26 protein-coding genes are annotated in these 23,559 nt (G+C 31.1%); 14 read left to right on the top strand and 12 right to left on the bottom strand.

Annotated features, from left to right (window positions below; all coding sequences use genetic code 11):
* On the bottom strand, window positions 1-113 hold a 113-nt coding region (locus ACP5FO_RS06340), incomplete at its 3' end, for a TM1802 family CRISPR-associated protein (protein ID WP_428109629.1).
* A 51-nt stretch (window positions 114-164) separates the two neighbouring features.
* Window positions 165-896 (bottom strand): CRISPR-associated endoribonuclease Cas6, encoded by a 732-nt coding sequence (gene cas6, locus ACP5FO_RS06335; RefSeq protein ID WP_428157199.1) that lies wholly within the window; start codon window positions 894-896, stop codon window positions 165-167.
* Window positions 897-1,383: 487 nt separating this feature from the next.
* Here cas6 and ACP5FO_RS06330 point away from each other — a divergent pair, with 487 nt between their 5' ends.
* The 9 genes from ACP5FO_RS06330 to fbp all read left to right on the top strand — a co-directional run bounded on the left by ACP5FO_RS06330 (window position 1,384) and on the right by fbp (window position 9,162).
* A complete protein-coding gene (locus tag ACP5FO_RS06330; RefSeq protein WP_428157198.1) occupies window positions 1,384-1,959 on the top strand; it encodes a Sua5/YciO/YrdC/YwlC family protein in 576 nt (191 codons plus the stop codon).
* Window positions 1,956-2,714, top strand: coding sequence for a fumarylacetoacetate hydrolase family protein (locus ACP5FO_RS06325; protein WP_272979463.1), 759 nt, complete (start codon window positions 1,956-1,958; stop codon window positions 2,712-2,714). Before ACP5FO_RS06330 ends, ACP5FO_RS06325 begins: the two co-directional genes overlap by 4 nt.
* Before the next feature lie 2 nt (window positions 2,715-2,716).
* Window positions 2,717-3,868 carry an LL-diaminopimelate aminotransferase gene (locus tag ACP5FO_RS06320; RefSeq protein WP_428103502.1) on the top strand — a complete coding sequence of 384 codons (1,152 nt, stop codon included), beginning with the start codon at window positions 2,717-2,719 and terminating at the stop codon, window positions 3,866-3,868.
* A complete protein-coding gene (gene folK, locus ACP5FO_RS06315) occupies window positions 3,865-4,350 on the top strand; it encodes a 2-amino-4-hydroxy-6-hydroxymethyldihydropteridine diphosphokinase (protein ID WP_428109597.1) in 486 nt (161 codons plus the stop codon). Before ACP5FO_RS06320 ends, folK begins: the two co-directional genes overlap by 4 nt.
* Before the next feature lie 125 nt (window positions 4,351-4,475).
* Window positions 4,476-5,270 carry a 3-methyl-2-oxobutanoate hydroxymethyltransferase gene (panB, locus tag ACP5FO_RS06310; RefSeq protein WP_428157197.1) on the top strand — a complete coding sequence of 265 codons (795 nt, stop codon included), beginning with the start codon at window positions 4,476-4,478 and terminating at the stop codon, window positions 5,268-5,270.
* Complete coding sequence (gene panC, locus ACP5FO_RS06305; protein WP_428157196.1) at window positions 5,263-6,108, top strand: pantoate--beta-alanine ligase; 846 nt, start codon at window positions 5,263-5,265, stop codon at window positions 6,106-6,108. Before panB ends, panC begins: the two co-directional genes overlap by 8 nt.
* A 10-nt stretch (window positions 6,109-6,118) precedes the next feature.
* Window positions 6,119-6,484 carry an aspartate 1-decarboxylase gene (panD, locus tag ACP5FO_RS06300; RefSeq protein WP_291494440.1) on the top strand — a complete coding sequence of 122 codons (366 nt, stop codon included), beginning with the start codon at window positions 6,119-6,121 and terminating at the stop codon, window positions 6,482-6,484.
* A gap of 110 nt (window positions 6,485-6,594) precedes the next feature.
* Window positions 6,595-8,178, top strand: a complete 1,584-nt coding sequence (locus tag ACP5FO_RS06295) for an L-lactate permease (protein ID WP_428109573.1) — start codon at window positions 6,595-6,597, stop codon at window positions 8,176-8,178.
* 12 nt (window positions 8,179-8,190) lie between these two features.
* The gene (gene fbp, locus ACP5FO_RS06290; protein WP_428109568.1) at window positions 8,191-9,162 is read left to right on the top strand and encodes a class 1 fructose-bisphosphatase; all 972 of its coding nucleotides are present in this window, start codon (window positions 8,191-8,193) and stop codon (window positions 9,160-9,162) included.
* Here fbp and kdsB read toward each other — a convergent pair.
* From kdsB to ACP5FO_RS06240, 10 genes are read right to left on the bottom strand one after another with little or no spacing between them, the layout of a single operon-like run.
* A complete protein-coding gene (gene kdsB / locus ACP5FO_RS06285) occupies window positions 9,140-9,868 on the bottom strand; it encodes a 3-deoxy-manno-octulosonate cytidylyltransferase (protein WP_428109562.1) in 729 nt (242 codons plus the stop codon). The two genes, fbp and kdsB, sit on opposite strands and share 23 nt — an antisense overlap.
* Window positions 9,865-10,791, bottom strand: coding sequence for a D-glycero-beta-D-manno-heptose-7-phosphate kinase (gene rfaE1 / locus ACP5FO_RS06280; protein ID WP_428109559.1), 927 nt, complete (start codon window positions 10,789-10,791; stop codon window positions 9,865-9,867). The genes kdsB and rfaE1 overlap by 4 nt, the downstream gene beginning before the upstream one ends.
* A 1-nt stretch (window position 10,792) precedes the next feature.
* On the bottom strand, window positions 10,793-11,467 hold the full coding sequence (locus ACP5FO_RS06275; RefSeq protein ID WP_428109556.1) for a flagellar brake protein: 675 nt from the start codon (window positions 11,465-11,467) through the stop codon (window positions 10,793-10,795).
* A 3-nt stretch (window positions 11,468-11,470) separates the two neighbouring features.
* On the bottom strand, window positions 11,471-14,008 hold the full coding sequence (locus ACP5FO_RS06270; protein ID WP_428109551.1) for an HD domain-containing protein: 2,538 nt from the start codon (window positions 14,006-14,008) through the stop codon (window positions 11,471-11,473).
* Window positions 14,005-14,715 (bottom strand): HAD family hydrolase, encoded by a 711-nt coding sequence (locus tag ACP5FO_RS06265; RefSeq protein WP_428109545.1) that lies wholly within the window; start codon window positions 14,713-14,715, stop codon window positions 14,005-14,007. Before ACP5FO_RS06265 ends, ACP5FO_RS06270 begins: the two co-directional genes overlap by 4 nt.
* Window positions 14,712-15,689 (bottom strand): hypothetical protein, encoded by a 978-nt coding sequence (locus ACP5FO_RS06260; protein WP_428109542.1) that lies wholly within the window; start codon window positions 15,687-15,689, stop codon window positions 14,712-14,714. The genes ACP5FO_RS06265 and ACP5FO_RS06260 overlap by 4 nt, the downstream gene beginning before the upstream one ends.
* Window positions 15,686-16,435 (bottom strand): YebC/PmpR family DNA-binding transcriptional regulator, encoded by a 750-nt coding sequence (locus ACP5FO_RS06255; protein ID WP_428109538.1) that lies wholly within the window; start codon window positions 16,433-16,435, stop codon window positions 15,686-15,688. The genes ACP5FO_RS06260 and ACP5FO_RS06255 overlap by 4 nt, the downstream gene beginning before the upstream one ends.
* Before the next feature lie 21 nt (window positions 16,436-16,456).
* Complete coding sequence (gene dcd, locus ACP5FO_RS06250) at window positions 16,457-17,020, bottom strand: dCTP deaminase (RefSeq protein WP_428109533.1); 564 nt, start codon at window positions 17,018-17,020, stop codon at window positions 16,457-16,459.
* On the bottom strand, window positions 17,021-17,314 hold the full coding sequence (locus ACP5FO_RS06245; RefSeq protein WP_428109528.1) for a hypothetical protein: 294 nt from the start codon (window positions 17,312-17,314) through the stop codon (window positions 17,021-17,023).
* Window positions 17,311-18,147 carry a methylenetetrahydrofolate reductase gene (locus ACP5FO_RS06240; RefSeq protein WP_428109523.1) on the bottom strand — a complete coding sequence of 279 codons (837 nt, stop codon included), beginning with the start codon at window positions 18,145-18,147 and terminating at the stop codon, window positions 17,311-17,313. Before ACP5FO_RS06240 ends, ACP5FO_RS06245 begins: the two co-directional genes overlap by 4 nt.
* A gap of 272 nt (window positions 18,148-18,419) precedes the next feature.
* Between ACP5FO_RS06240 and tig the strand changes: the two genes are divergently transcribed.
* From tig to hslU, 5 genes are read left to right on the top strand one after another with little or no spacing between them, the layout of a single operon-like run.
* The gene (tig, locus tag ACP5FO_RS06235; RefSeq protein ID WP_428109519.1) at window positions 18,420-19,712 is read left to right on the top strand and encodes a trigger factor; all 1,293 of its coding nucleotides are present in this window, start codon (window positions 18,420-18,422) and stop codon (window positions 19,710-19,712) included.
* On the top strand, window positions 19,709-20,305 hold the full coding sequence (clpP, locus tag ACP5FO_RS06230; protein WP_428109515.1) for an ATP-dependent Clp endopeptidase proteolytic subunit ClpP: 597 nt from the start codon (window positions 19,709-19,711) through the stop codon (window positions 20,303-20,305). Before tig ends, clpP begins: the two co-directional genes overlap by 4 nt.
* A 2-nt stretch (window positions 20,306-20,307) precedes the next feature.
* A complete protein-coding gene (gene clpX / locus ACP5FO_RS06225) occupies window positions 20,308-21,561 on the top strand; it encodes an ATP-dependent Clp protease ATP-binding subunit ClpX (RefSeq protein WP_428109509.1) in 1,254 nt (417 codons plus the stop codon).
* Between the two features lies 1 nt (window position 21,562).
* Window positions 21,563-22,105 carry an ATP-dependent protease subunit HslV gene (gene hslV, locus ACP5FO_RS06220; protein ID WP_428109501.1) on the top strand — a complete coding sequence of 181 codons (543 nt, stop codon included), beginning with the start codon at window positions 21,563-21,565 and terminating at the stop codon, window positions 22,103-22,105.
* Window positions 22,102-23,469 carry an ATP-dependent protease ATPase subunit HslU gene (hslU, locus tag ACP5FO_RS06215; protein WP_428109497.1) on the top strand — a complete coding sequence of 456 codons (1,368 nt, stop codon included), beginning with the start codon at window positions 22,102-22,104 and terminating at the stop codon, window positions 23,467-23,469. The genes hslV and hslU overlap by 4 nt, the downstream gene beginning before the upstream one ends.
* Window positions 23,470-23,559 lie beyond the last annotated feature (90 nt).

Below are 23,559 nucleotides of genomic sequence, written 5' to 3'. Positions count from 1 at the left end.
TTTAATTTTATTTTAAAAACATGTTTGTAATTGTTTCCAATGTCTTCTATGAATTCTTCCAGAAAATCTTTAGTTTTTTGTGTTAGACCTATCTGATAAACAGCTTCAATCATTAATCCTCCACTGAAGCGTATTTTAAAAATTTCAGAAAACCTAAGTAAAAATTATTGGATTACTTCTACCATTCCAAAACCCTGGCTGTTTCTATTACCTAAACCAGCATCAATAATAAACCCTAACATCTTAGAATCAGCAAGCAACTTAAAATTACCAGTCCAACCTTTTATTATTAAACTATTTTTTGATCCAAATCTGACAATTTTTTCTTTGTTAAAACCTATTGGTTCTAATTTTAATTCTGATTCTAGTGGTTTTTTATAAAATGCTTCCCATTTTTTTGCTGCATTATTGGCAATTAAAAGAGAAAATTCTTTTTCATATGGATTATAGTAGTATGTTTTCTTTTGTTTATATATTTGAAAGGTTGAGTGAACTTCTATGGGTGTAATAGCTCTAATTTTAATTTCATTTTGTGTAATTTGTGGGGGTTTTAATACCGAAACTTCTGATAGGTATAATTCATTTTGCCAGAAACTTATTTTTTTAGTTGTAAAGCTTTTTGAAGCTAGGTTTTCTATTATCCAATCTACCGGTGAAGAAAATATAAAACTTACAATTTTTGGAAAAATGAATAATTTTTTTTCATTTATAAATTGAGCTTTTTCTAAAAAAGATGAAAAAGAAAACAATTTAAATTGTCTTTTTTCATATTTAAAACCTATATCGTGTAGCCATGAATCTTTAATGTTACTATAAATAAACCATTGAATAATAGAATTAAACCCTACTTGCAAAACTATATTTTTTGGGCTCTCAAAAACAATTTTAATTCTCAACAAATCCTCTATAGATCTATATTACTACTTTATACATTTTAAATAAAAATGTCAATTATTTTTTTAACTAAAAATGTTTAATTTGGCAGTTTTTGTAAAGCGTTTGCAATATAATTACCAATTTGGTAAAATGTATAATGAGGTATAGGAATGAATTGTATCAAACTTTTTAGGTTTCTAAAAATAAAATCATAATAAATTGTAAGGTCTTTGATATGTTAGAAAAACTTGATTGCAAGATGAGAGATAATTCCATCTCCTCAGAAAATTTTGATATAGCTTTCGTTTTACAATTAAAAAATGTAGGTTTTAAATAATGATTGTGAACAATAAAACTTGTTTCGTTAAGTGATTAAGGTTTGACTTTTAACCATGGCGGTTGAAGGTTTGATTATTTCTATAAAGGCAGTTATAGTTGGGTTGGGGTATCAGATTATAGCTCTAAAGCTAGCTGGTTTAGATTTCACTGTTTATTTTACAAAATTTTATGAAAACAATTGTATGTAAAGATAAAGATGCTTTTAAGTATTTATATAACATTAAAAATGGTGTTGTTATTTACCCTGCAGATACAATATATGGTATTGGGGCATTCATATTTAATACTTACGCAAACAAAAAGATTTTTAAGATAAAAAGAAGAGATTTATCAAATCCGCTAATAGTACTGTGCAGTCTTGATTTTGTTTTAAAAAGTGCGTACGTGGATGAAGAAGCTTTGAATTTGTTAAATTTAGGCGCTACTTTAATTTTAAAAAATAAAATAAATTTGCCTTTTTATGTTTCAAAGGATGGAAAAACTGCTTATCGTCTTGCCTTTGGTCCTTATATTAAAAAAATTGTAGAGCGTTTTGCGCTAACTTCAACAAGTGTTAATATCTCAAAAAAACAACCAATTAATAACTCAAAAGAATTGATAAAGCATTATTTTGGTATTGTTGATGTTATTATAACAGGTAAAACAAAAAACACAGCATCCACTATTGTAGATTTTGAAAATAAAGTTATATTAAGAGAAGGCGATAGAGCCGAAACTATTAAAAATTTTTTGGGGGGTTTATGAAGTTTTTGAGATGTTATCATGAGAACAAAGAGTATTATGGGTTGCTTGAAAATGAAAGTGTAAAGTGTTTGTCAAATAATTTTTTGTATAACAATTTTGAAGTTATTAAAGAAGCTAACATAAATGACATAAAAATTTTGCCACCAGTTTTACCTTCAAAAATCATTGGTATTGGTCTTAATTATAACGATCATATTCAGGAAATGAAAGATGAAAAGCCAAGTGTGCCTAAAATGTTTATTAAACCTTCAAGTACTGTTATTGGTCCAAACGAACCTATTATCTATCCCAAACATATGTCAAAAAGAGTTGATTATGAAGGAGAACTGGGTGTGGTAATTGGCAGAGTATGTAAAAATGTATCTGTCGATCAAGCTAAAGATTACATATTTGGCTATACAATAATAAATGATGTTACAGCAAGAGATTTACAATCAATTGATGGGCAATGGACCAGGGCAAAAGGTTTTGATACATTTGCACCAATTGGTCCTTTTATCGAAACTGAAGTTGATCCTATGAATCTAAAAATTACAACAAAAGTAAATGGGCAAATCAGGCAAAATTCTACAACATCACATATGATATTTAATGTGTATGAGCTTGTTTCATTTATATCCCAAATAATGACATTATATCCGGGTGATTTAATAGCTTCTGGTACGCCAAGCGGTGTTGGCGGCGTTGAAGTAGGTGATGTTATAGAGATCGAAATAGAAAAAATAGGTAAATTAATAAATCCAGTAAAGGAGTAAAAATGTTTAAACTCTCAGAAAGGATTGAAAAACTGCCACCCTATCTGTTTGCAGAAATTGATAAACTAAAGACACAGGTAAAGCAAAAAGGCGTTGAGATTATTGATTTAGGCATAGGTGATCCAGATATACCAACGCCAAAAGAAATTATTGAAGCTGCAAAACAAGCCCTTGAGGATCCTCAAAACCATCAGTACCCCTCATACGAAGGAAGTTTTGAGTTTAGAGCAGCTGTAGCAAACTGGTATAAAGATAGGTTTAATGTAGATTTAGACCCACAAAATGAGTGTCTTGCTCTAATTGGCTCAAAAGAAGGCATTGCTCATTTGCCACTTGCTTTTGTTGACAAAGGCGATTATACGCTTGTACCAGATCCAGGATATCCAGTTTATGCTACTGCCACAATGTTTGCTGGTGGTTCTGTCTATAAGATGCCACTTTTGAAAGAAAATGGCTTTTTACCAGATCTGGACGCAATTGATAAAAGCGTGTTGAATAAAACAAAAATTATGTTTATAAACTATCCAAATAATCCAACAAGCGCTATTGCCACGAAAGATTTTTACAATAGAGTTGTTGAACTTGCTTTAAAATATGGTTTTTTGGTTGCATCAGATAATGCATATTCTGAAATTTATTACGATAATTACAAACCAGTGAGTTTTTTGGAAATTGATGGAGCAAAAGAGGTTGGCATTGAGCTACATTCTTTTTCAAAGACATTTAACATGACCGGCTGGAGGATAGGTTTTGCTGTAGGCAATAAAGAGGGTATCTATGGTCTGGCCAAAATTAAAACAAATGTAGACTCAGGTGTGTTTGGAGCATTGCAAACAGCTGGCATTTTTGCCCTAAATAACTACAAATCGCTAAATGAACCTATAAGAAACATCTTTCAAGAGCGCAAAAACCAGATGGCTCAAGCACTAAGAAAAGCAAATTTTGATTTTGAGGAGCCACTTGCTACATTTTATTTTTGGGTAAAAGTACCGCATGGTTATAATTCTAAAGACTTTACTAAAAAATTACTTGAAGAAAAAGGTATTGTGGTAACTCCAGGCGTAGGTTTTGGAGACTACGGTGAAGGCTATTTTAGGATAAGCATAACAAACCCAAATATACAAAAAGCAGTTGATGCTATAAAGTCATTATGAAATATAAAAAAGTTTTTTTAGGGCTTGGCTCAAATATTGCAGATAGGAAAAAAAATATAAATACAGCAGTTGACTTCATAAATCAAAACAACAAAATAAGAATTGTAAAATTTTCACATATTTACGAAAGTCCTCCCTGGGGTTACAAGAATCAAGAAAATTTCTACAATCAAGTCATAGAAATCGAAACAGAGCTTGAGCCTTATGAACTGTTAATATTTATTAAGTCAATCGAAAAAAAAATGGGCAGACAAACTGATATTAAATGGGGTCCAAGAAATATCGATATTGACATTTTAATATTTCCTGATATTATAATAAAAGGAGATTTTTTGAATATACCACATAGGTATCTACTAAATAGATGTTTTTGGCTTGTAGCTTTAAGTGAGATTGATGAGAGTTTAAAAATTTCAGGCGAATACGTAAAAACAGTTGTTGAGCGCGAAGAAAGTCGCGACTCAATAAAAATTGTTTGTTAAGAGGTTAAATTTTTGTTAAATAGCACAAAGACTCCTTTGGGAGCTTTAAGCGAACAAATTAGAATAAAAAGCCCAAATGCATTTAATATGCATTTGGGCTTTTTTTATTTAAGGAGGATAAGTTTATGAAAATGACGGTACCTAAGTTTGTAAGTATGAAATCAAAAGAAAAAATAACTATGATTACAGCCTATGATTATACCCAGGCAAAAATTGCAGATGAAGCTGGTATTGATTCGATACTCGTTGGAGACTCTCTAAGTATGGTTATGCAGGGAAATAGTTCTACATTGCCAGTTAGTTTAGATGAGATGATTTATCATGGCAAAATCGTAAAAAAAGGTGTAAGCAACGCGTTATTAATAGTTGATATGCCATTTATGAGTTACCAAGCATCAACCGAAAAAGCATTAGAAAACGCTGGTAAAATAATGAAAGAAACGCTTTGTGATTGTGTAAAACTCGAAGGTGGTGAAGAGTTTGCTCAAACTGTTTATAAATTGGTTTCAAGCGGTATACCAGTTATTGGTCATTTGGGGCTTACACCCCAGTCTATCAATGTTTTTGGTTCTTATGCTGTGCGAGCAAGAACTAAAGACCAGGCACAAAAACTTATTGACGATGCGCTTAGTTTAGAACAAGCAGGAGCTTTTGCAATTGTTTTAGAGGCTATACCATTGGAACTTGCAAGTCAAATTACTCAAAAACTGAAAATTCCAACAATTGGTATTGGAGCTGGGCTTTACTGTGATGGTCAGGTTTTGGTTTTTCATGATATGCTTGGGCTTTTTGATGATTTTAAACCTAAATTTGTTAAAAGATATGCGTCATTAAAACAAGATGCTCTAAAAGGTATTAAAGACTATATTAAAGAAGTAAAAAACAACGAATTCCCATCATTGGAGTACTCATATGAGTAAAGTTATACATACTATTGATCAAATGAAAGAATTTAGCAAAAATTCAATTTTGTCAAAAAAAAGCATAGGTTTTGTGCCTACAATGGGTTATTTACATAATGGACATTTATCTTTAATAAAAAAAGCTAGATCACAAAATGATATTGTAGTAGTTAGCATTTTTGTAAATCCATTGCAATTTGCGCCAAATGAAGATTTTAACACATACCCAAGAGATTTTGAGAAAGATAGAATTTTGTGTGAACAAAATGGCGTTGATGTAATATTTTACCCAGGCTATGAAGTAATGTATCCACAAAATTATCAAACTTACGTTGAGGTTTCTTTTTTAAGTAAACCGCTTGAGGGAAAATCGCGCCCCACTCATTTTAAAGGTGTAACAACAATTGTTTTAAAACTATTTAATATTATTAAACCAACTAGGGCATATTTTGGCAAAAAGGATGCCCAGCAGTTAATAATTATTAAAAAAATGGTTGAAGATTTGAATCTTGATGTCGAGATTGTACCATGCGAAATTGAAAGGGATATTGATGGTCTGGCTTTAAGTTCAAGAAATGTTTATTTAAACGCTAAAGAGCGTTCTCAAGCTGTTTGTTTAAAAAAAGCTCTTGATAAGGCAAAAGAGTTAATAGATGCAAAAATTTATGATTCACAAACAATTATCAAGAATATGAAAGATGTTATAAATTCTTACGATTTAGCACGTATTGATTACATCAGCATAAATTCAACTGATTGTTTGAGTGAGTTAAAAGATGTAGTTTTGGGTAAAACTTTGATATCTTTGGCAGTGTTTTTTGGAAAAACTAGACTAATTGACAATATGTGGATTTAAAGGGGGGATTATGCTTAGAAATATGCTTATTGGCAAAATTCATAGGGCTACGGTTACTCAGGCAGACTTGCATTATATAGGCAGCATAACAATTGATGAAGATTTAATGGAAGCGGCAAACATGAAAGAATACGAGTATGTGCATATATGGAATATTGATAATGGTGAGAGATTTCAAACTTACACAATAAAAGGCAAGAAAGGCTCAGGTGTAATTTGCCTAAATGGAGCTGCAGCACGAAAAGTTGCTGTAGGTGATAAAATTATAATAGCAGCTTTTGGGCTGGTAGACGATAGTGAAGCAGATAAAGTTGTACCAAAAGTTGTTATAGTTGATAAAGATAACAAAATTGTAGAAAAGTACGAAGGTATTTAATTTTATAGTTAGTTTATAAATCTTGTAATTTAAAATTATAACTTTACATTTTCTTGACAATGTTTTTATTTTTAATTAACATATCTGTAAATAATTAATGCGGAGGGGGTATGGACTTTCTTTTTGCCATTTTACCTATTTTGCTTGTGTTGGCAGGTATGCTTGTTTTTAATCGTTCTGGTACGTTTGTGTCTGTTGCTGGCTGGTTGCTTTGTTTTGCAATAGCTGTTTACTATTTTAAAACACCATATGCTGTAGTATGGGGCGCAACAATAATGGGTATTGTAAAAGCGCTTGGTATTTCTCTGGCTGTTACATTTACCATGTTTTTAATTTTTTTAATGAATGAAACAAAAGCTTTATCTAAAATTATCGATTATATAAAAGGCATAACTAAAAACAAAGAAGAACAAACATTATTTTTAGGTATGGGTTTTGGTAGTTTATCAACTGCTCTTGGTATGGTAACACCTGCTATGTTTCCACCAATATTTAGACTCCTTGGGTTCAGTCCTGTTGCAGCTATTGCAATAAGCATTCTTTGCTATGATCCACTAACTTCATTTGCGTTATTTTCTATACCCATTACGTTGCCTGCAAAGGTCGCTATGAGTTTTGGCATCAAACCACCTGGTATTGATAGCTTATCTGGTTTTATATGGGATTATACATTCAAGATTACGGCATTTTTGCCATTTGTTTCTATGCTGTTTGCATTTTTAATGTTATACACCGTTGGGGGAATGCAGGCGTTAAAAAAGAACTGGATTGCTGCGACGCTTTCTGGTCTGGTATTATCTTTAACTGCTTTATTTTTGGCGTGGTCAAGAATTGCGCCGGTTGAAATTATAGGTGTATTATCAGGACTTGCCACTATGGTTTTTGTATACTTTTATTATAAAAATGGCTCCAATTCTACTCAAAGACAGACTTTTTTTCAAAAAGATCTATTTATTGCAGCTTCTCCTTTTATTATCCTTATTTTATTGTCATTTATTGTAAATGTCCATTCTGTAAAACTTTATTTGAGTAATTTATTAAATCCTTACGAAATAATCCATATTTTTGCTGATAAAAGAGAAGATTTAAATATTCTTTCCAGTGTGTGGTTTTGGATTATGGTTGTTGGTATACTATCAATATTTATTTTAAAGCCCACAAAAGAACAATTAAACAAGGTTACAAAGCTTTGGCTTAAAAGGATTTGGGGGCCATTTTTGGCATACTCTTTGTTTTTTAGCGTTGCATACATCATGGCATGGTCTGGTATGGATGTTATTGGTTCAAAACTAATTCCATCTTCAAACTTTACTCAAAACAATATGGACATTATAATATCAAGTAGTTTTGCCAAAAGTTTTGGATCTTTTTATCCATTAATTGCACCGTTTTTGGGTTTAATTGGAGCATTTGTTGGAGGTAGCGCTACTGCATCTAATGTTTTGTTTGCAAAAATTCAGTGGGAAGCTACAATATCAACTGTAGGTGCAAATGCATTTATGTGGATTTATGCGGCTCATGCTGTAGGAGGTGGCATAGCATCAGCTATCACACCGTCAAAAATTACAAATGCAGCAGCAACGATTGGTGTTGGTGGAAAAGAAGAAGCCCAATTTATAAAAGCAACAATTTTGCCAGTATTGTTTATGTGTTTGGTTGTTGGTATTTTGTCTATGATATTTATTTACTTGTAAAGGAGGCAGTCTATGGCGCTTATGAATTTAAGCAGGTTTATACTTGAAGAACAAAGAAGATTTAAAGAAGCTACAGGTGATTTTACAATTATTTTAGAGCAGATTGCATTTGCTTCAAAGATTATTGCACGAGAAGTAAACAAAGCGGGTCTGGTAAATATTTTGGGTAGTTTAGAGACACAAAATATTTTTGGTGAGACTCAGCAAAAACTCGATGTGTTTGCAAATCAAAAGATGATTGAAGCATTGGATCATATAGGTAAAGTGTGTGTTATGGCATCTGAAGAAGTTGAAACTGCAATAGAAATACCGGATAAGTACCAAAAAGGCAAGTATGTTGTTGTATTTGATCCACTTGATGGTTCTTCTAATATAGATGTTAATGTAAGTATTGGTACGATTTTTGGTATTTTTAGAAAAAAAGAAGAAGAGTGTTCTTTACAAGACAATTTATTACAAAAGGGCAGGGATTTAATTGCTGCAGGATATGTTGTATATGGATCTTCTACAATGTTTGTATATTGTGCTGGTGGAAGTGTAAATGGTTTTACACTTGATCCAAGTGTTGGTGAGTTTTTGTTGTCTCATCCAGATATAAAAATACCCCCACAAGGCAACATTTATAGTGTAAACGAAGCAAATTCTAATAAATGGGATAAAAAGATAAAAGACTATATTGAAACTTTAAAGAATCAAGGTTATACATCGCGTTATATAGGTTCTCTTGTTTCTGATTTTCACAGAAATTTACTAAAAGGCGGTGTATTTTTATATCCAGCAGATGAAAAAAATAAAAAAGGAAAACTAAGATTGTTGTACGAAGCTTTCCCCCTTTCTTATATTGTTGAGCACGCAGGTGGTGCTTCATGCGATGGTTTGGTTGATATACTGGACAAAATCCCCCAAACATTGCATGATAGGACACCTCTTATTATAGGTTCAAAATATGAGGTAGATTTATTTAAAAAGATGACGGCTGAATAGAATTTATATACTGTTCTAATAATTCTAAATCCTTTCTTGTATCTATACCGATAAAATTTTTAGAAGTTGTAAGTACGCCAATTTTAATAGAATTTTCCAAAGCTCTAAGCTGTTCTAGTTTCTCAGCCTGCTCTAAAGGTGTAGGTTCTTGGTTATGCAAAAATAAAAGTGTACTTTTATCATATATATATACTCCAATATGTTTTAAGTAGCAATTATAAGGGTTTGCATTGTATGGTATTTTTGAGCGAGAAAAATATAATGCAAAACTATTTTTGTCAACTACAACTTTAACATCATTTATGTTATTTGCGCACTCATTACATTTTACAGCCAAAGTTGCCATTTTAAGTTTGTTTTCAATAAAGAAATTAATCAAAGCATCTATTGTAGTACCTTCTATTAGTGGTTCGTCTCCTTGCACATTAACAATTACATCATAGTCTTTATCTGCTATATAGTGAGCGATTCTATCGGTGCCACTGTTAAAATCTCCCTCTACAAGATATGCTTTTCCATTTATTTTTTCTATAGTTTCTTTTATTTCTAAAGAATCTGTCAATACCGCGCACATTTGAGCCTTTTTTGATTCTATAGCGCCCGAATAAGTCCATTCTATTACCGTTTTTTCTTTTACTTTAGCGAGAAGTTTTTTGGGATAGCGCGTTGACGATAGTCTTGCTGGTATTAAAACTGCTATATTCATAAAAACTCTTTTATTTCATCGAGCTTAACACTTGATGTGCCACGTTTTCCAACAACAATAGATGCTGCAATACTTGAAATCTTAACTGCCTTTATAGGTTCTAATCCCAAAGCAAAACACATAGTTGAAACAGCAATTACAGTGTCACCTGCGCCTGTTACATCATAGACTTCTTTAGCCAATGCCTTTTCATGATACAATAACCCATTGTTTGAAAATAGTGTCATACCATTTTCACCCTGGGTTACAAGCAAATATTTACATTTTGTATTTTTCATTATAACGTTAACCGCTTTTTTTAAATCATCTTCGTTTTGTATTTCAACTTTACTCATATCCTGGGTTTCTTTTAAATTTGGTGTAATTAAATCAACATTTTTATACATTTTTGTATGATTAACTTTTGGATCCACACTAATGAACTTATCAAATTTTTCACGCAAGTCTTCAATTAGTTTAGCAGAGATTACTCCTTTACCATAGTCTGAGATTATAATCGCATCCATGTTGTTAGTATCTATTTCTTGTAATATTTCATTTTTTGTTTTTAGATCTATTGGTTGCTTGTGCTCTCTGTCTACTCTAACAATTTGCTGAGAATGTGCCACAATGCGTGTTTTTTTAGTCGTTATATGATTTGTTTGTATAAGTTTTGCATTGATATTAGCGTTTGAACAAAGTTTTTTGAAAATATTTGCTGAATCATCTTTTCCAACACATCCAATCAGATATACATCAATGCCTAAATCTTTTAGGTTTTTTGCAACGTTTGCTGCACCGCCTAAATAAAACTTTTCGTCTTTGACATTTAAAACAGGCACGGGTGCTTCAGGAGAAATTCTATCAACATTTCCAAATATGTAATGATCAAGCATTACATCGCCAACAACAGCAATTTTTAAACTCTTTATAGTTTCTATCATTTTAACCTCTTTGCATACGTAAAAACTCCATTTGTTTTTTTAAACAATACTTAATCAAAAAATCTTTATCTTTTTGGTTTATTTCTTCAAAACGTATGCCATAATGATATGTGGATTTATCAATTTGTAATCTGCGCACAATCACAGCGTTTAAATTAAATACTTTATTTTCTAATGTAAATTCTACAATAATAGTATTGTTTAGTTCAAAAAATTCATTTAGTGAAATTTTTGCCCCGGATGCGCTGAGGTTTATTACCCAAGCTTGTTTTGTTTGAAGTTGTTTATTGCTATTGTAATAAAAAAATTTTGCATTCAATAAGACATCTACTCTGAAGTTTTCTCTAAATTCATATTTGTAAAATTCTGTTGGTTTGCTAATTTTGTATAATGTTTTATCGTTATCTTTTATGATTTGTAATATTTTAGAATCAAATCCTACTCTCATATTTTTTTTTGATATACAACTTATTGATATTGTATCACCTTTTTTTACGAAGCCAACCCTTCCAAGATTATCTGTTGGTAGCAATATTAAAAAACCTTCATTATCTTCATCGTAAACATATGAATAATAAATACCTTTGTAATCACCATTTAGTATTTCTATATTTATATTTTGACCTATATCTATAATTTCTTTTATGCTTTTGGCAGAAACTTTTTCTTTTTCCATAAATTAAGATAAAATTTCGTAAAGCCTTGCTTTAAGCAAGTTGATAAATTTATTATCGTAAATTTTTTTAAATCCCGAAGACAAAACATAAAAAGTATCCACAGCAACTTCACCCTTAGTATCAATAATAATAGATCCAATAAAAATTTCCAGATCCTTAAATACCTTTGTAATATTGTATAAAAGACCTAATTTATCGGGTGCATGAATTCTAACAACAGTATATATATCGCTTTGATTATTATCAACCTCTACTTCTATTCGTTTTATAGACATTTCTATTTTTGTTTTTTCCAATCTATTTAAAAACTTATTTGTATTTTTTCGAGTACATTCGTCCAAAAAAGATTCATCTTGCTCAGATTTTAAAAAAAGCTCTTCAATATACTTTTCATCCAAATCTTTATTTTTTGTTGTAAAAACAACAATTGTATTATTTTTATCAAGAGTGTAAGTTTTGCCCAAAATTATACTGGCATTTGCGCAAAGCATTATGCCCGCTATTTTGTTAATAAGCCCAATTTTTTCTTTGGCAAGCACAAACAATCTTGCATACTCGTCCTTTTGTTCAACCATAAAGTAATTATTTTTTTGCGACTTTGAAAAGGTTTTTAGTAATTGCAAGATAGTTTGTTCGTCCATGTCAAATATTAAACTCTCTGGTATGCGGTTTAAAAAATCCAGCGTTTCTTTTTCTTGAATTTGTTTTAGTATGGTTTTTTTCTTTTTTTTTGCATCTGTTAAAATTAACTCGTTTTGATCTTTTTTTTCAAGTGATAGTATCAATTTTATATATAGTGTTTCCAGCAACTGTTCTTTCCATTTACTCCAAACATTATCATTTACTGCGTTCATGTCTGCATATGTAAGCAATAAAAGCAAATTTAGCATTCTTTTGTCTTTTACTGTATTTAGTGCATTTAAAACTGTTTTTGTATCATCAATATCCTGATATGAAATAACTCTATTTATAAGCAAATGATTTTTAATCAAAAAATAGAGATCTTGTTTTAGCTCTTTTCCTAAGCCAAATCTGTCAGATATCTTAAGCGACATTTCAGCACCCAATACTTCATGTTTTTGTTTTTTGAGCTTACCGATATCGTGCAAAAGTACAGCGAATCTGAGTAAAAATAAATCCCTTTCATTTAAAGATAAAAAAATATGCTGAAGTCTCATAATAAAAGGACTATCGGTTTCTTTTTCAAAAAGTTCATCTAAAAAATACAGCGCTTGCAACGAATGTTCATCTACCGTGTATTTATGATACATACTGTACTCGCTCAAGCAATAAATTTTTCCAAACTCCGGGATTAATTTGTTTAATAAATTTGATTTGTGCATTTGATAGATCTGCTTGTATATGGGTTTGGGGTAAGAAAATATAAGTCTAAATAATTTAAAAACAAATGAATCAATTTTTTGAGTGGATATGTTTATTGTGTTTATTAAATAAATATTGTCAAAGGAAAGGTTTGCGCAATAGCGAACACAATAGTAAAAAAGCATCAAAATATTGTATAAATTAAGATCGTCATAAAACTCTATATGGTTGTTGACCACTTTGGTTTTGCTATCTATTTCAAATACTACCGGATTTTTGTTTTCGCTAATGTAGATAGAAGCTTTATTTATGAGTTTTTCGCACACATCTTGCATTTTTCTAGCGTAATAATAATATTTTCTCATTAATCTTTCTTGGGCACTAAAATATGATGAAGCGTAGATTTGCATTTCGCTTGCAATAGCTTCCCTAAGGTTTAAATAGAGTATATCATTTTTGCCGTTTGCTACAAAATGCATTGCGTTTCTTAAGCGCCATAAAAAATAAAGAGCAGATGTAAGTGTTTCATAATCAAAGTCTGTCATTAAATTATGTTTTTTCATGTCAAGAGCGTTTTTTGTGTTAAAAATAGCCTTATAAATCCATACTACACTGTGGTAATCTCTAAGTCCGCCAACACCTTCTTTAATATTTGGTTCTAAAACAAACACTGTATTACCATACTTTGCGTGTCGTATTTGATAGGATTCTATTTTTGTTTTTACATATGAAACTTTGTCCATTTCAATTATTTTTTTAAGTATAAATTCGTATCTCAAAAATAGTTTTTGATTGCCACATACATACTTACTATCCATTAGAGATGTTTTTATGGTGTCATCTTTTTTTGAAAGTTCATAGCAATCTTTTAGTGTTCTTACTATAACAGATGTATCATAGCCTAGCTTGTATAATAGGTCAGATAAGTCTTTTGATAATTTTTCTATTGAATTATCAAGCTTTGTGTATAGTATCATTAAATCAATATCCGAGTAGGGGTTAAGTTGGTTTCTGCCATATCCGCCCAGTGCAATTATGCAGCTTTGTGTGTTTTGTGAAAAATTTTTGTAAAATTCCTGAATGACTTCATCTACCCATTTTGAGTGTATTTTTAATAAGCTTCTGCCACTTTTTGTTTTTTTGTTTAACGATCTTAGCTGTTCAAATAATAATTTTTTTTGTTTTAATTTAATATCTGCAAAATCCAATAGATTCATATATTTGACCTGATATAGTGCTGGGCTTCTTCAAGTGTATTAACCACAACGTCAGCTTCACCAGATTCCTTATCATAAATAGATTCTCCACGTTTGATTAAAACAAATGTCATGCCTGCTTTTTTTGAACCTATATCTCTTTTTATACTATCGCCAATATATACACTTTCACTTGCTTTTGCATTGATTTTATCCAGTGCAATTTTAAATATCCGCTCATCTGGTTTTCTAAAACCTAGTACACTTGAATGTGTAATGCTTGAAAAATAGCTTTCTAAAGACAGTATGCTTATTTCTTTGTATAAAAAAATTGTTTGTGCGTCTGATATTAAGCCTAAATTATAATCTTTCTTTAAGTTTGAAAGCACTTTGTGCACATCATCAAAGACCTTGAATTCTAATATACTCAAGGTTCTATATATTTTCATTATCGTATCAAGAAGATAATCGCTGGTATTGTAGCCAAAACTCAAAATCGTATCATAAAAAGCTTTTTTGATATCAACATCCGGATATTTTTCTTGAGAGATTGATAGTTGATATTTTATGTTTTCTTCGAATCTTGATTGAAAAAATTCTCTTTCAACCCTTATACCTTCGTAATTTAAAAAATTTGATAAATGATAGAAGATTTCTGGTTTGTAATCATCTGTTTTAATATCAATAAGCGTTCCATATAAGTCAAAAAAAATGTTTTTGTATTTCATTGTATCAAATCAATTGCTTTTTCAATAAGCAAGCGTCTGTAACTATTATCTAAATACCAATTGCGCGCAATTCTAAATAGCCCTAATGCTATAAAAAACTTTAAATTATGCTCAAGGTAACTTAAGCTTTTTCCAGATAATAGGCTATATTGATAAAGAAAATATGAAATATACTCAGACGCATCGTGTTCTTGTAAGCCAAATAACATAAAGTGGTGTTTAAGCTCTGCTACAATAAAGCCTAAATCTAACTCAACAGAAGCTATTTTAGATTTTTCCATATCAATGGCATAAATAGCACCATTTGAGTATATAAAATTTGTTGTTGTGGCATCTCCATGAACATTTGAAGCGTTTGTTATAATATTCGAAAATCCGTTTTTACAGATATTTTTAATATTTAATAATTTATGTTTATCAATTAACTTATCTTTGTATAGTGTATTAAGAATTTTTGAGCAGTAATTTTTTTCTACTGACAGATCGTAATGTTTTTGTGTTAAGCTTTTGTGTATACAATTTAAAAGTTTGGCAAGTAAATATATTTTTTTTTGAAGTTTATCCTTTTTATTATTTGTTATGGCATATTTGATGTAATAATCTAATGTTTTACCATCTATATAAGGTTCAACTAAAGCACAATCAACATTTACTAAATAACAATATGGATTAATAATTTTTATTTCTTGATTTGAACAGATCTGAAAATATTTTAACTTATTAAATTCCCACAGCAATCTTTTTTTAGCTATTTCTTTATTGTTCGTTACAGAATTTCCAAAGAATTTAACTACAAATGTTGTACCATCAAAGTTTGATGTGTATTTATAAACATTTTTTTTTGTATTTGAAAAGGATTGGACCAAATAAAAATCTACAGGTACAAAATTATGTAATTTTAGCTCTTTAATTTTATTTAGATAAAAAAACAATGGGTCATTGCTTTTCAAAATACCAAAAAATTTTTCACTCATTCAATCTCTTCTAGGATTTCGTTTGGTATATCAAAGTTTGCATAAACATTTGACACATCATCATCGTCTTCTAAAGAATCCATTAACTTTATCATATTTTTAGCTTGTTCTTTATCCAGTTTAACAGTTGTTTGAGGCAAGAGGGTTAATTCCGCATTGTCAATATTAAACCCTTTTTGCTCCAACTTAGCTTTTATGCTCATTAAGTCTTTTGGCTCCGTTGTAATTTCATAAATATTGTCTTCAGTGTTATATTTTACATCTTTAGCGCCAAGCTCAAGCGCTATTTCAAACATTTCTTCTTCGCTTTTATCAGATTTTAGCGCAATATAGCCTACATTATCAAACATCCAGGAAACGCACCCCACTTCGCCTAAACTACCGTTGTGTTTACTTAAAATATGTCTGATACTTGATGTTGTGCGTTGTCTGTTATCTGTTGTTGACTTTATTATCATAGCGACTCCGTATGGGCCATAGCCTTCATACAAAACTTCTTCATATACAACTCCAGATAACTCTCCAGATCCTTTTAAAATAGCTTTTTCAATGTTTTGCTTGGGCATGTTTGCTTCTTTTGCGCGATCTACTGCTAATCTTAATCTAGGGTTAGAATCAATATCCTTTCCGCCAAGTCTTGCTGCTATCGTAAGCTCTTTAATAATTTTTGTAAATACTGCGCCTCGTTTGCTATCTTCTTTTGCTTTTTTGTGCTTAATTGTACTCCATTTATTGTGTCCAGACATAAAAACTCCTCTCTTTTTCTTCTACATTTTAGGCAACGTTAAGCCTGTTTGTTTTTGATACTTACCGCCTTTGTCTGCATAACTAACTTGGCATATACTATCTGCTTTTAGGAATATCACCTGGGCAATACCTTCATTAGCATATATTTTGGCTGGCAGTGGCGTAGTGTTTGATATTTCGATTGTAACATAGCCTTCCCACTCTGGTTCAAAGGGTGTTACATTGACTATTATACCGCACCTTGCGTAAGTGGATTTGCCTACACAAATAGTTAGAATGTCTCGTGGTATCCTAAAATACTCTACACTTTTTGCCAAGACAAAACTATTTGGCGGGATTATACACACATTGCCAACAAAGTCTACATAGCTTTTCTCATCAAAGCTTTTGGGGTCAACGATAGAATTGTTTACATTGGTAAAGATTTTAAACTCATTTGAGATGCGCATATCATAACCGTAGCTTGATACGCCGTAAGAGATAACTTTACTTCCGTTTACTTCTTTTATTTGAGTTTCAGCAAATGGTTCTATCATACCGTGTTTGGCTCTTTCAATGATTTCTAAATCACAAATAATTGACATCTACGGCCCCTCTTTTTTGATTATTTTACCAACAAAATGTAGCAATAACCATTTTTTTTCTTTTTTAAACTCTTCTTCATCTTCAAACTTAATTTTATTCATATCATCTTTATCAACCACTATATTATTTTTTTGTAAAGCTTTTTCTAGTATTAAAATATACTCTGCAATTTCTTCAAGTTCTTCAATAATTGTCCATTTAGGTGCCTTGTCAAGTATCATTTTGATTGCTTCTGTAACATCTTCTTCGGTTGGTTCTTTTACAGGTTCTAAATCTTCATCAAAAATATTCATGAAACCTCCAGGTATTTTTTTATTAAATTTGCAATTTCATAGTCTAGCTTCATTATATGCAAGCCTTCAACATATGGCAACAAACTGTTAATATCCTCAAGTAATTTTTCTATTAAGCCAATAGCAACCAACTTTGAGTCTTCTTTCGAAGCATTTTCAAATTTTGAGATTACTGGTTGTGGTATATCAATGCCTTTTACAAAATTGTTTAGGTATAAGGCACTTTTATAACTTAAAATTGGCATAATACCAATTATTTTACGTATGTTTATATTTTCAGATGCTTCTAAAAATCTTTCCAGGTCATTTTTTGAAAATATTGGTTGTGTGATAACAAATTTTACGCCTATTTCAGATTTTCTTTTGAGTCTTGACTTTATTGAAGGTATATTGTTTGTTTTTGGTATGTCGCTTGCACATCCAATAAAAAAATCAGTATTGAATTGTTCATTTAAGCTTTGTATTAATTTAATTAATTCAAATACATTGATTTTATATACACTATCATTATCTTTTGTAGGATCACCGGTAATAGCTAAAATATTTTTTAAACCTAAAGCACTTGCTGCCAGTAAATCTGATTGAATTGCAATTTTATTTTTATCTCTGCATGTCAGGTTAAAGATAGGTTCGCTTATGTTTTTAATAAAATTTGCGGATACAATTGAATTCATCCGTGGCTTTGCCATTGGAGAATCTGTCACATTAATAGCATCTGCAATGTTTTTAAATTGCTCAAGTTTTAAAATGTATTTTTGTATATCAGGGTTTTTAGGTGGATTAAATTCTATAGTTAATAATTTTTTTCTACCAATTAGCGATTCAAAACTCATAACTTGCAAATATTACAATTTTAGCTTTAATTTTTCAAGTTTTATAATGTTAAGTGAAAACAATACAGAATAGGCGTGAAAAGTTTATGAGGGGGAACACTTTTCACGCCTTAAAAGAGGGGGAAAACCAAGCTAAACTTCAATATATAACTTTATACAAAAAAGTCAAGTTAAATGTATATCAAAATCAAAGTACTTTGCAAAAAATTAAATTTGAAAAATAGCGTAGTATTTGTTATATTCAAAAAAGCGCGTTAATTTTTGGAGGTCAAATGTTTGAAGTAAAAGTTGAAAAAGTCCAGCCATCTAAAAGGAAGATGTTTATAAAGGTTCCAATAGAGAAAGTTCAAAAGACAAAAGAAGATTTTGTAAACCACCTTAAAAAGACTGTAAACATCAAGGGATTTAGGAAGGGTAAAGTTCCAAGAGAAATTATTTTAAAAAACTACGGTAAGGATATAGATGAGGATATAAAGAAAGATTTGCTAGAAGAAGGTTATCGTTTTTGTGTTTCAGAAAACAACTTTTCGGTTGTATCAGAACCAGTTTTTTTAAATATTAAAGATTTTAGCGATGATGGGTTTTATTTTGAAGTTGAAGTGGAAGTGAAACCAGAAATTAATTTAAAAGAATATAAAAGCATAAAAATTACACAAAAACCATATGAAGTAACTCAAGAAGATATAGATAAATCCTTAAAACAGTTGAAAAGTGCATTTAGCTCACTAGAAGATACTCAAGAAAAAGCTCAAGAAAACAATGTTGTTGTGTTTGACATTCAAGCTAAAGATACTCAAACTAATGAAGAATTGAAAGATTTAAGCGGTGTCAATTTGTATGCACAACTTGGCGCTAATCAGCTTATACAAGAAATTGAAAAAGAAATAATTGGAATGTCCGAAAATGAAGAAAAAACTGTTGAAATAACATTCCCAAAAGAGCATTCTTTAAAATCTATTGCTGGCAAAACGGTTGAGTTGACAATCTCAATTAAGAGTGTAAAAAAGGTTATAGAGCCAGAATTAAATGATGAGCTTGCAAAAAAAATAAATAAAGATTTTCAAAATTTAGATGACCTTATAGATGATATAAAGAAAAGATTATTAGAGAACAAGAGACTCCAGGAAATAGAAAGGCAAAAAGAAGAATTATTGGAAGATTTGCTTAAGATTCACGATTTCGAATTACCAGAGACTGTTGTTAGTAAGGAAACTAGCAATTTGATAATGGAATTTGTCAAAGATGCATATTATAGAGGTGTTGACTTAAAACAAGATGAGTATAAACCAGCCAAACTTAGAGAACGCTTTGAACCAGAAGCGATTAAACGTGTGAAAGCAACATTTTTATTATTGGAGATAGCAGAAAAAGAAAAAATGGATGTAAGTGGTGAAGAGATAAGAAATGCTATAGAAAAAGAAGCAAATATAAGTGGAAAAAATTTTGAACAGCTTTATAAAGAATATGAAGAAAAAGGCATGCTACCTTTGATAAAAGTTGATTTATTAAGTGATAAGGTTTTGGATTTTTTGCTTGAAAATGCTGTTAAAGAGGAAGCAGTATGAGTTTAGTTCCAATAGTAATAGAAAAAACGCCACATGGTGAAAGAGCCTACGATATTTATTCAAGACTTTTAAAGGATAGAATAATTATGCTTGGCGGTGAAATTGATGATTACCTTGCAAATATAATAGTTAGCCAATTGCTGTTTTTAGAATCAGAAGACCCTGATAAAGATATATACTTATATATTAACTCTCCGGGTGGTATTATTACAAGTGGACTTGCAATATACGATACAATGCAATATATTAAACCAGAGGTGTCAACAATTTGCATTGGCAGCTGTGCTTCAATGGCAGCTGTGCTTTTGGCAGCTGGGACAAAAGGCAAAAGATACGCTTTGCCTCATAGTAGAATAATGATACACCAGCCTTTAGGCGGTGTACAGGGGCAGGCAAGTGAAATTGAGATTCATGCAAAAGAAATACTTAGATTAAAAAAGGAATTGAATAGCATTCTCAGCAAACATACAAATAAACAGGTTCGTACTATTGAAAAAGACACAGAAAGGGATTATTTTATGAGCGCGCAAGAAGCACTTGAGTATGGCATAATAGATAAAGTGTTTCAAAAAAGAGAAGTAGGAGAAAAATAATTATGGCAAAAGCCAAAGAGCCATTGAGATGTTCATTTTGTGGTCGGTCTCAAGATGAGGTAAAAAAATTAATAGCAGGTCCTGGTGTTTATATTTGCGATGAATGTGTTGCATTGTGCAATAATATACTAGCAGAAGATGTAAAAAAAGAAAGCGAAGACACTCAAAGAAATAATCTTACTCCAGATGAAATTAGGAGAAAGCTTGACGAGTATATAATTTCTCAAGAAAGAGCAAAAAAGACATTATCCGTTGCAGTTTACAATCACTATAAACGCATAAACTCAAACCAAAATCTACTAAACTCGGATGTTGAACTCGAAAAAAGCAATATTTTGCTTATAGGCCCAACAGGCACAGGTAAGACTCTTCTTGCTAAAACATTTGCAAAAATTTTAAACCTTCCATTTGCAATTGCCGATGCTACAAGTTTAACTGAAGCTGGTTATGTAGGAGAAGACGTAGAAAATATCTTAGTAAGATTGTTGCAATCTGCTGATTACAATGTAGCCCTTGCACAAAAAGGTATTGTATATATTGATGAGATTGATAAAATTTCTAGAAAAAGCGAAAACCCATCAATTACAAGAGATGTATCAGGTGAAGGTGTCCAACAAGCTTTACTCAAACTTATTGAAGGTAGTATTGTTAATGTACCGCCATATGGTGGTAGAAAACATCCTCAGCAGGAATTTATTCAAGTAGATACAACAAACATTCTATTTATATGTGGTGGTGCATTTGAAGGATTGGCTGATATTGTAGCGCGTAGACTCAACCAGAAAAGCATAGGGTTTAACAATCCGATTAAGTCTCAAGAAAATTTAAATGTATCGGAACTATTGCAAAATGTAACACCGCAAGATTTAGTACGCTACGGTCTTATACCAGAACTTGTAGGCAGATTACATGTCACAGCTACATTAGAAGATTTGAAAGAAAATGAGCTAATTAAAATACTTACTGAGCCAAAAAATGCACTTATCAAACAGTATCAAAAGTTGTTTGATCTTGAGCATGTAAGGCTAACAATACAAGATGAGGCATTAAGGTCAATTGCAAAAAAAGCATTGGAGCGCAAAGTCGGTGCAAGGGGTTTGCGTAGCATTATGGAAGAAGTAATGAATGACATAATGTATAAAGTGCCCTCTATTAAACACGAAATTAAAGAATGTATTATTACAAAAGAAACTGTTGAAGAAGCAAAAGAACCTATTTTGATAAGAAAATCAAAAGTTGTAACGCAAGGTAAGTAAGATGCAACAATTTTATTCGACAACAATCATTGCTGTAAAAAAAGACAACATGGTAGCAATAGCAGGCGATGGTCAGGTTACGCTAGGAAATACCGTAATGAAAGCCAAGGCAAAAAAAATTAGAAGGCTTTACAATGATAGCATATTAGTAGGTTTTGCTGGTGCAAGTGCTGATGCTTTTACGTTGTTTGAGAGGCTTGAGGAGAAGCTTAATAAATACAGTGGAAATTTAACTCGTTCTGCAGTTGAGCTTACAAAAGATTGGCGAACGGACAAAATATTGCGCCGTTTGGAAGCGATGCTTATTGCATGTGATATAGATAGTATGTATTTGATATCAGGAAACGGAGATGTAATATCACCTGATGAAAATGTTTGTGCAATTGGTTCTGGCGGGTCTTACGCTTTGGCTGCTGCAAAAGCTTTACTAAATAACACTAATTTGAATGCAAACCAAATTGCACTAGAATCGCTAAAGATTGCATCTTCTATATGTATTTATACAAATGAAAATATTATAGTTGATAAACTGGAGAGAAAATGAAAAATGATTTAAAAGAATTAACGCCAAAAAAAATAGTTGAATTTTTAGATAAATATATAGTTGGACAGGCTCAAGCAAAAAAAGCCATTGCTATTGCTTTAAGGTCAAGGTACAGAAGAAGCAAATTACCCGATGATATTAAAGAAGATGTAATACCAAAGAACATACTTATGATTGGACCTACTGGTGTTGGAAAAACCGAAATTGCAAAACGTGTGGCAAAGATTGTCAATGCGCCATTTGTTAAGGTTGAAGCAACAAAATTTACAGAAATTGGCTATGTAGGAAGAGATGTTGAATCAATTATCAGAGATTTAGCTAGTGTTGGTTATGAAACAGCCAAAGCTCAAGAATTAGAAAAAGTTGATTCCCAGGCCGAAAAAATAGCATTATCGAGGATACTGGATATTTTAGTACCCCCCGTTAAAAAAAAGATTTCCATTTATGAAGAAAATCGTGACGAAGAAGAAGGAATCAAAAAAACACGAGAAAAATTCCGTGAAAAATTAGAAAATGGAGAGTTTGACGATAAAATTATAGAAATAACAATAGAAGAAAAAGATGTGTCTATGCAGATACCATTTATTGAAATTTCTCAACCAATGATGGAAGATTTTGATTCAAATTTAAAGAATCTGCTTTCAAATATGATGCCTTCAAAAAAGAAAACTAAAAAGGTTACCATTAAGGAAGCGAAAAAAATACTAAAAGAAGAAGAAGCTCAAAATCTTATTGACAAAGAGAAAGTAAAAGAAATAGCACGAGAACTTGTTAGTAGTATGGGTATAGTGTTTATTGACGAAATTGATAAAATTACAGGTAAAACTGCGGGCGGTGGACCTGATATTTCAAGAGAAGGCGTGCAAAGGGATTTGCTTCCTATTATCGAAGGTAGCGCAATAAATACAAAAATAGGAGTTATTAAAACCGATCACATTTTATTTATAGCTGCTGGTGCTTTCCATCAAACTAAACCAAGTGACTTAATACCAGAATTGCAGGGAAGATTTCCTATACGTGTTGAATTACAAGCATTAACTAAAGATGATTTTTACAAAATTCTAACCCAACCAAAAAACGCTTTAATTAAGCAATATATTGAATTATTAAAAACAGAAGATATTAATTTAACTTTTACAGATGATGCAATAGAAAAGATTGCAGAATTAGCTGAATATTTCAATGAAAAAAATGAAAATATTGGTGCAAGAAGACTTCACACACTTATTGAAAAAGTTTTGGAAGACATACTGTTCGAAGCACCAGATGTTCAAAACAATGATATAACTGTAGACGACGCCTATGCAATGCAAAAAGTTGCCGATGTAGTTGAGAATTTAGATTTGAGCAAGTATATTTTGTAATTTTTTTATAAGAAAAATTAATTAATCGTTTGTTTGGAGGAAAATCTATGTCCAACCCTAAAAAAAAGCTTATTCTTATTGCAAGTGTAG

Source organism: Desulfurella sp. (assembly GCF_049977265.1).
In the GTDB taxonomy this organism is placed as follows: Bacteria; Campylobacterota_A; Desulfurellia; order Desulfurellales; family Desulfurellaceae; genus Desulfurella.
The sequence above is the reverse complement of the archived record's forward strand: the minus strand, read 5'-3'. Positions and strand labels throughout refer to the sequence as shown.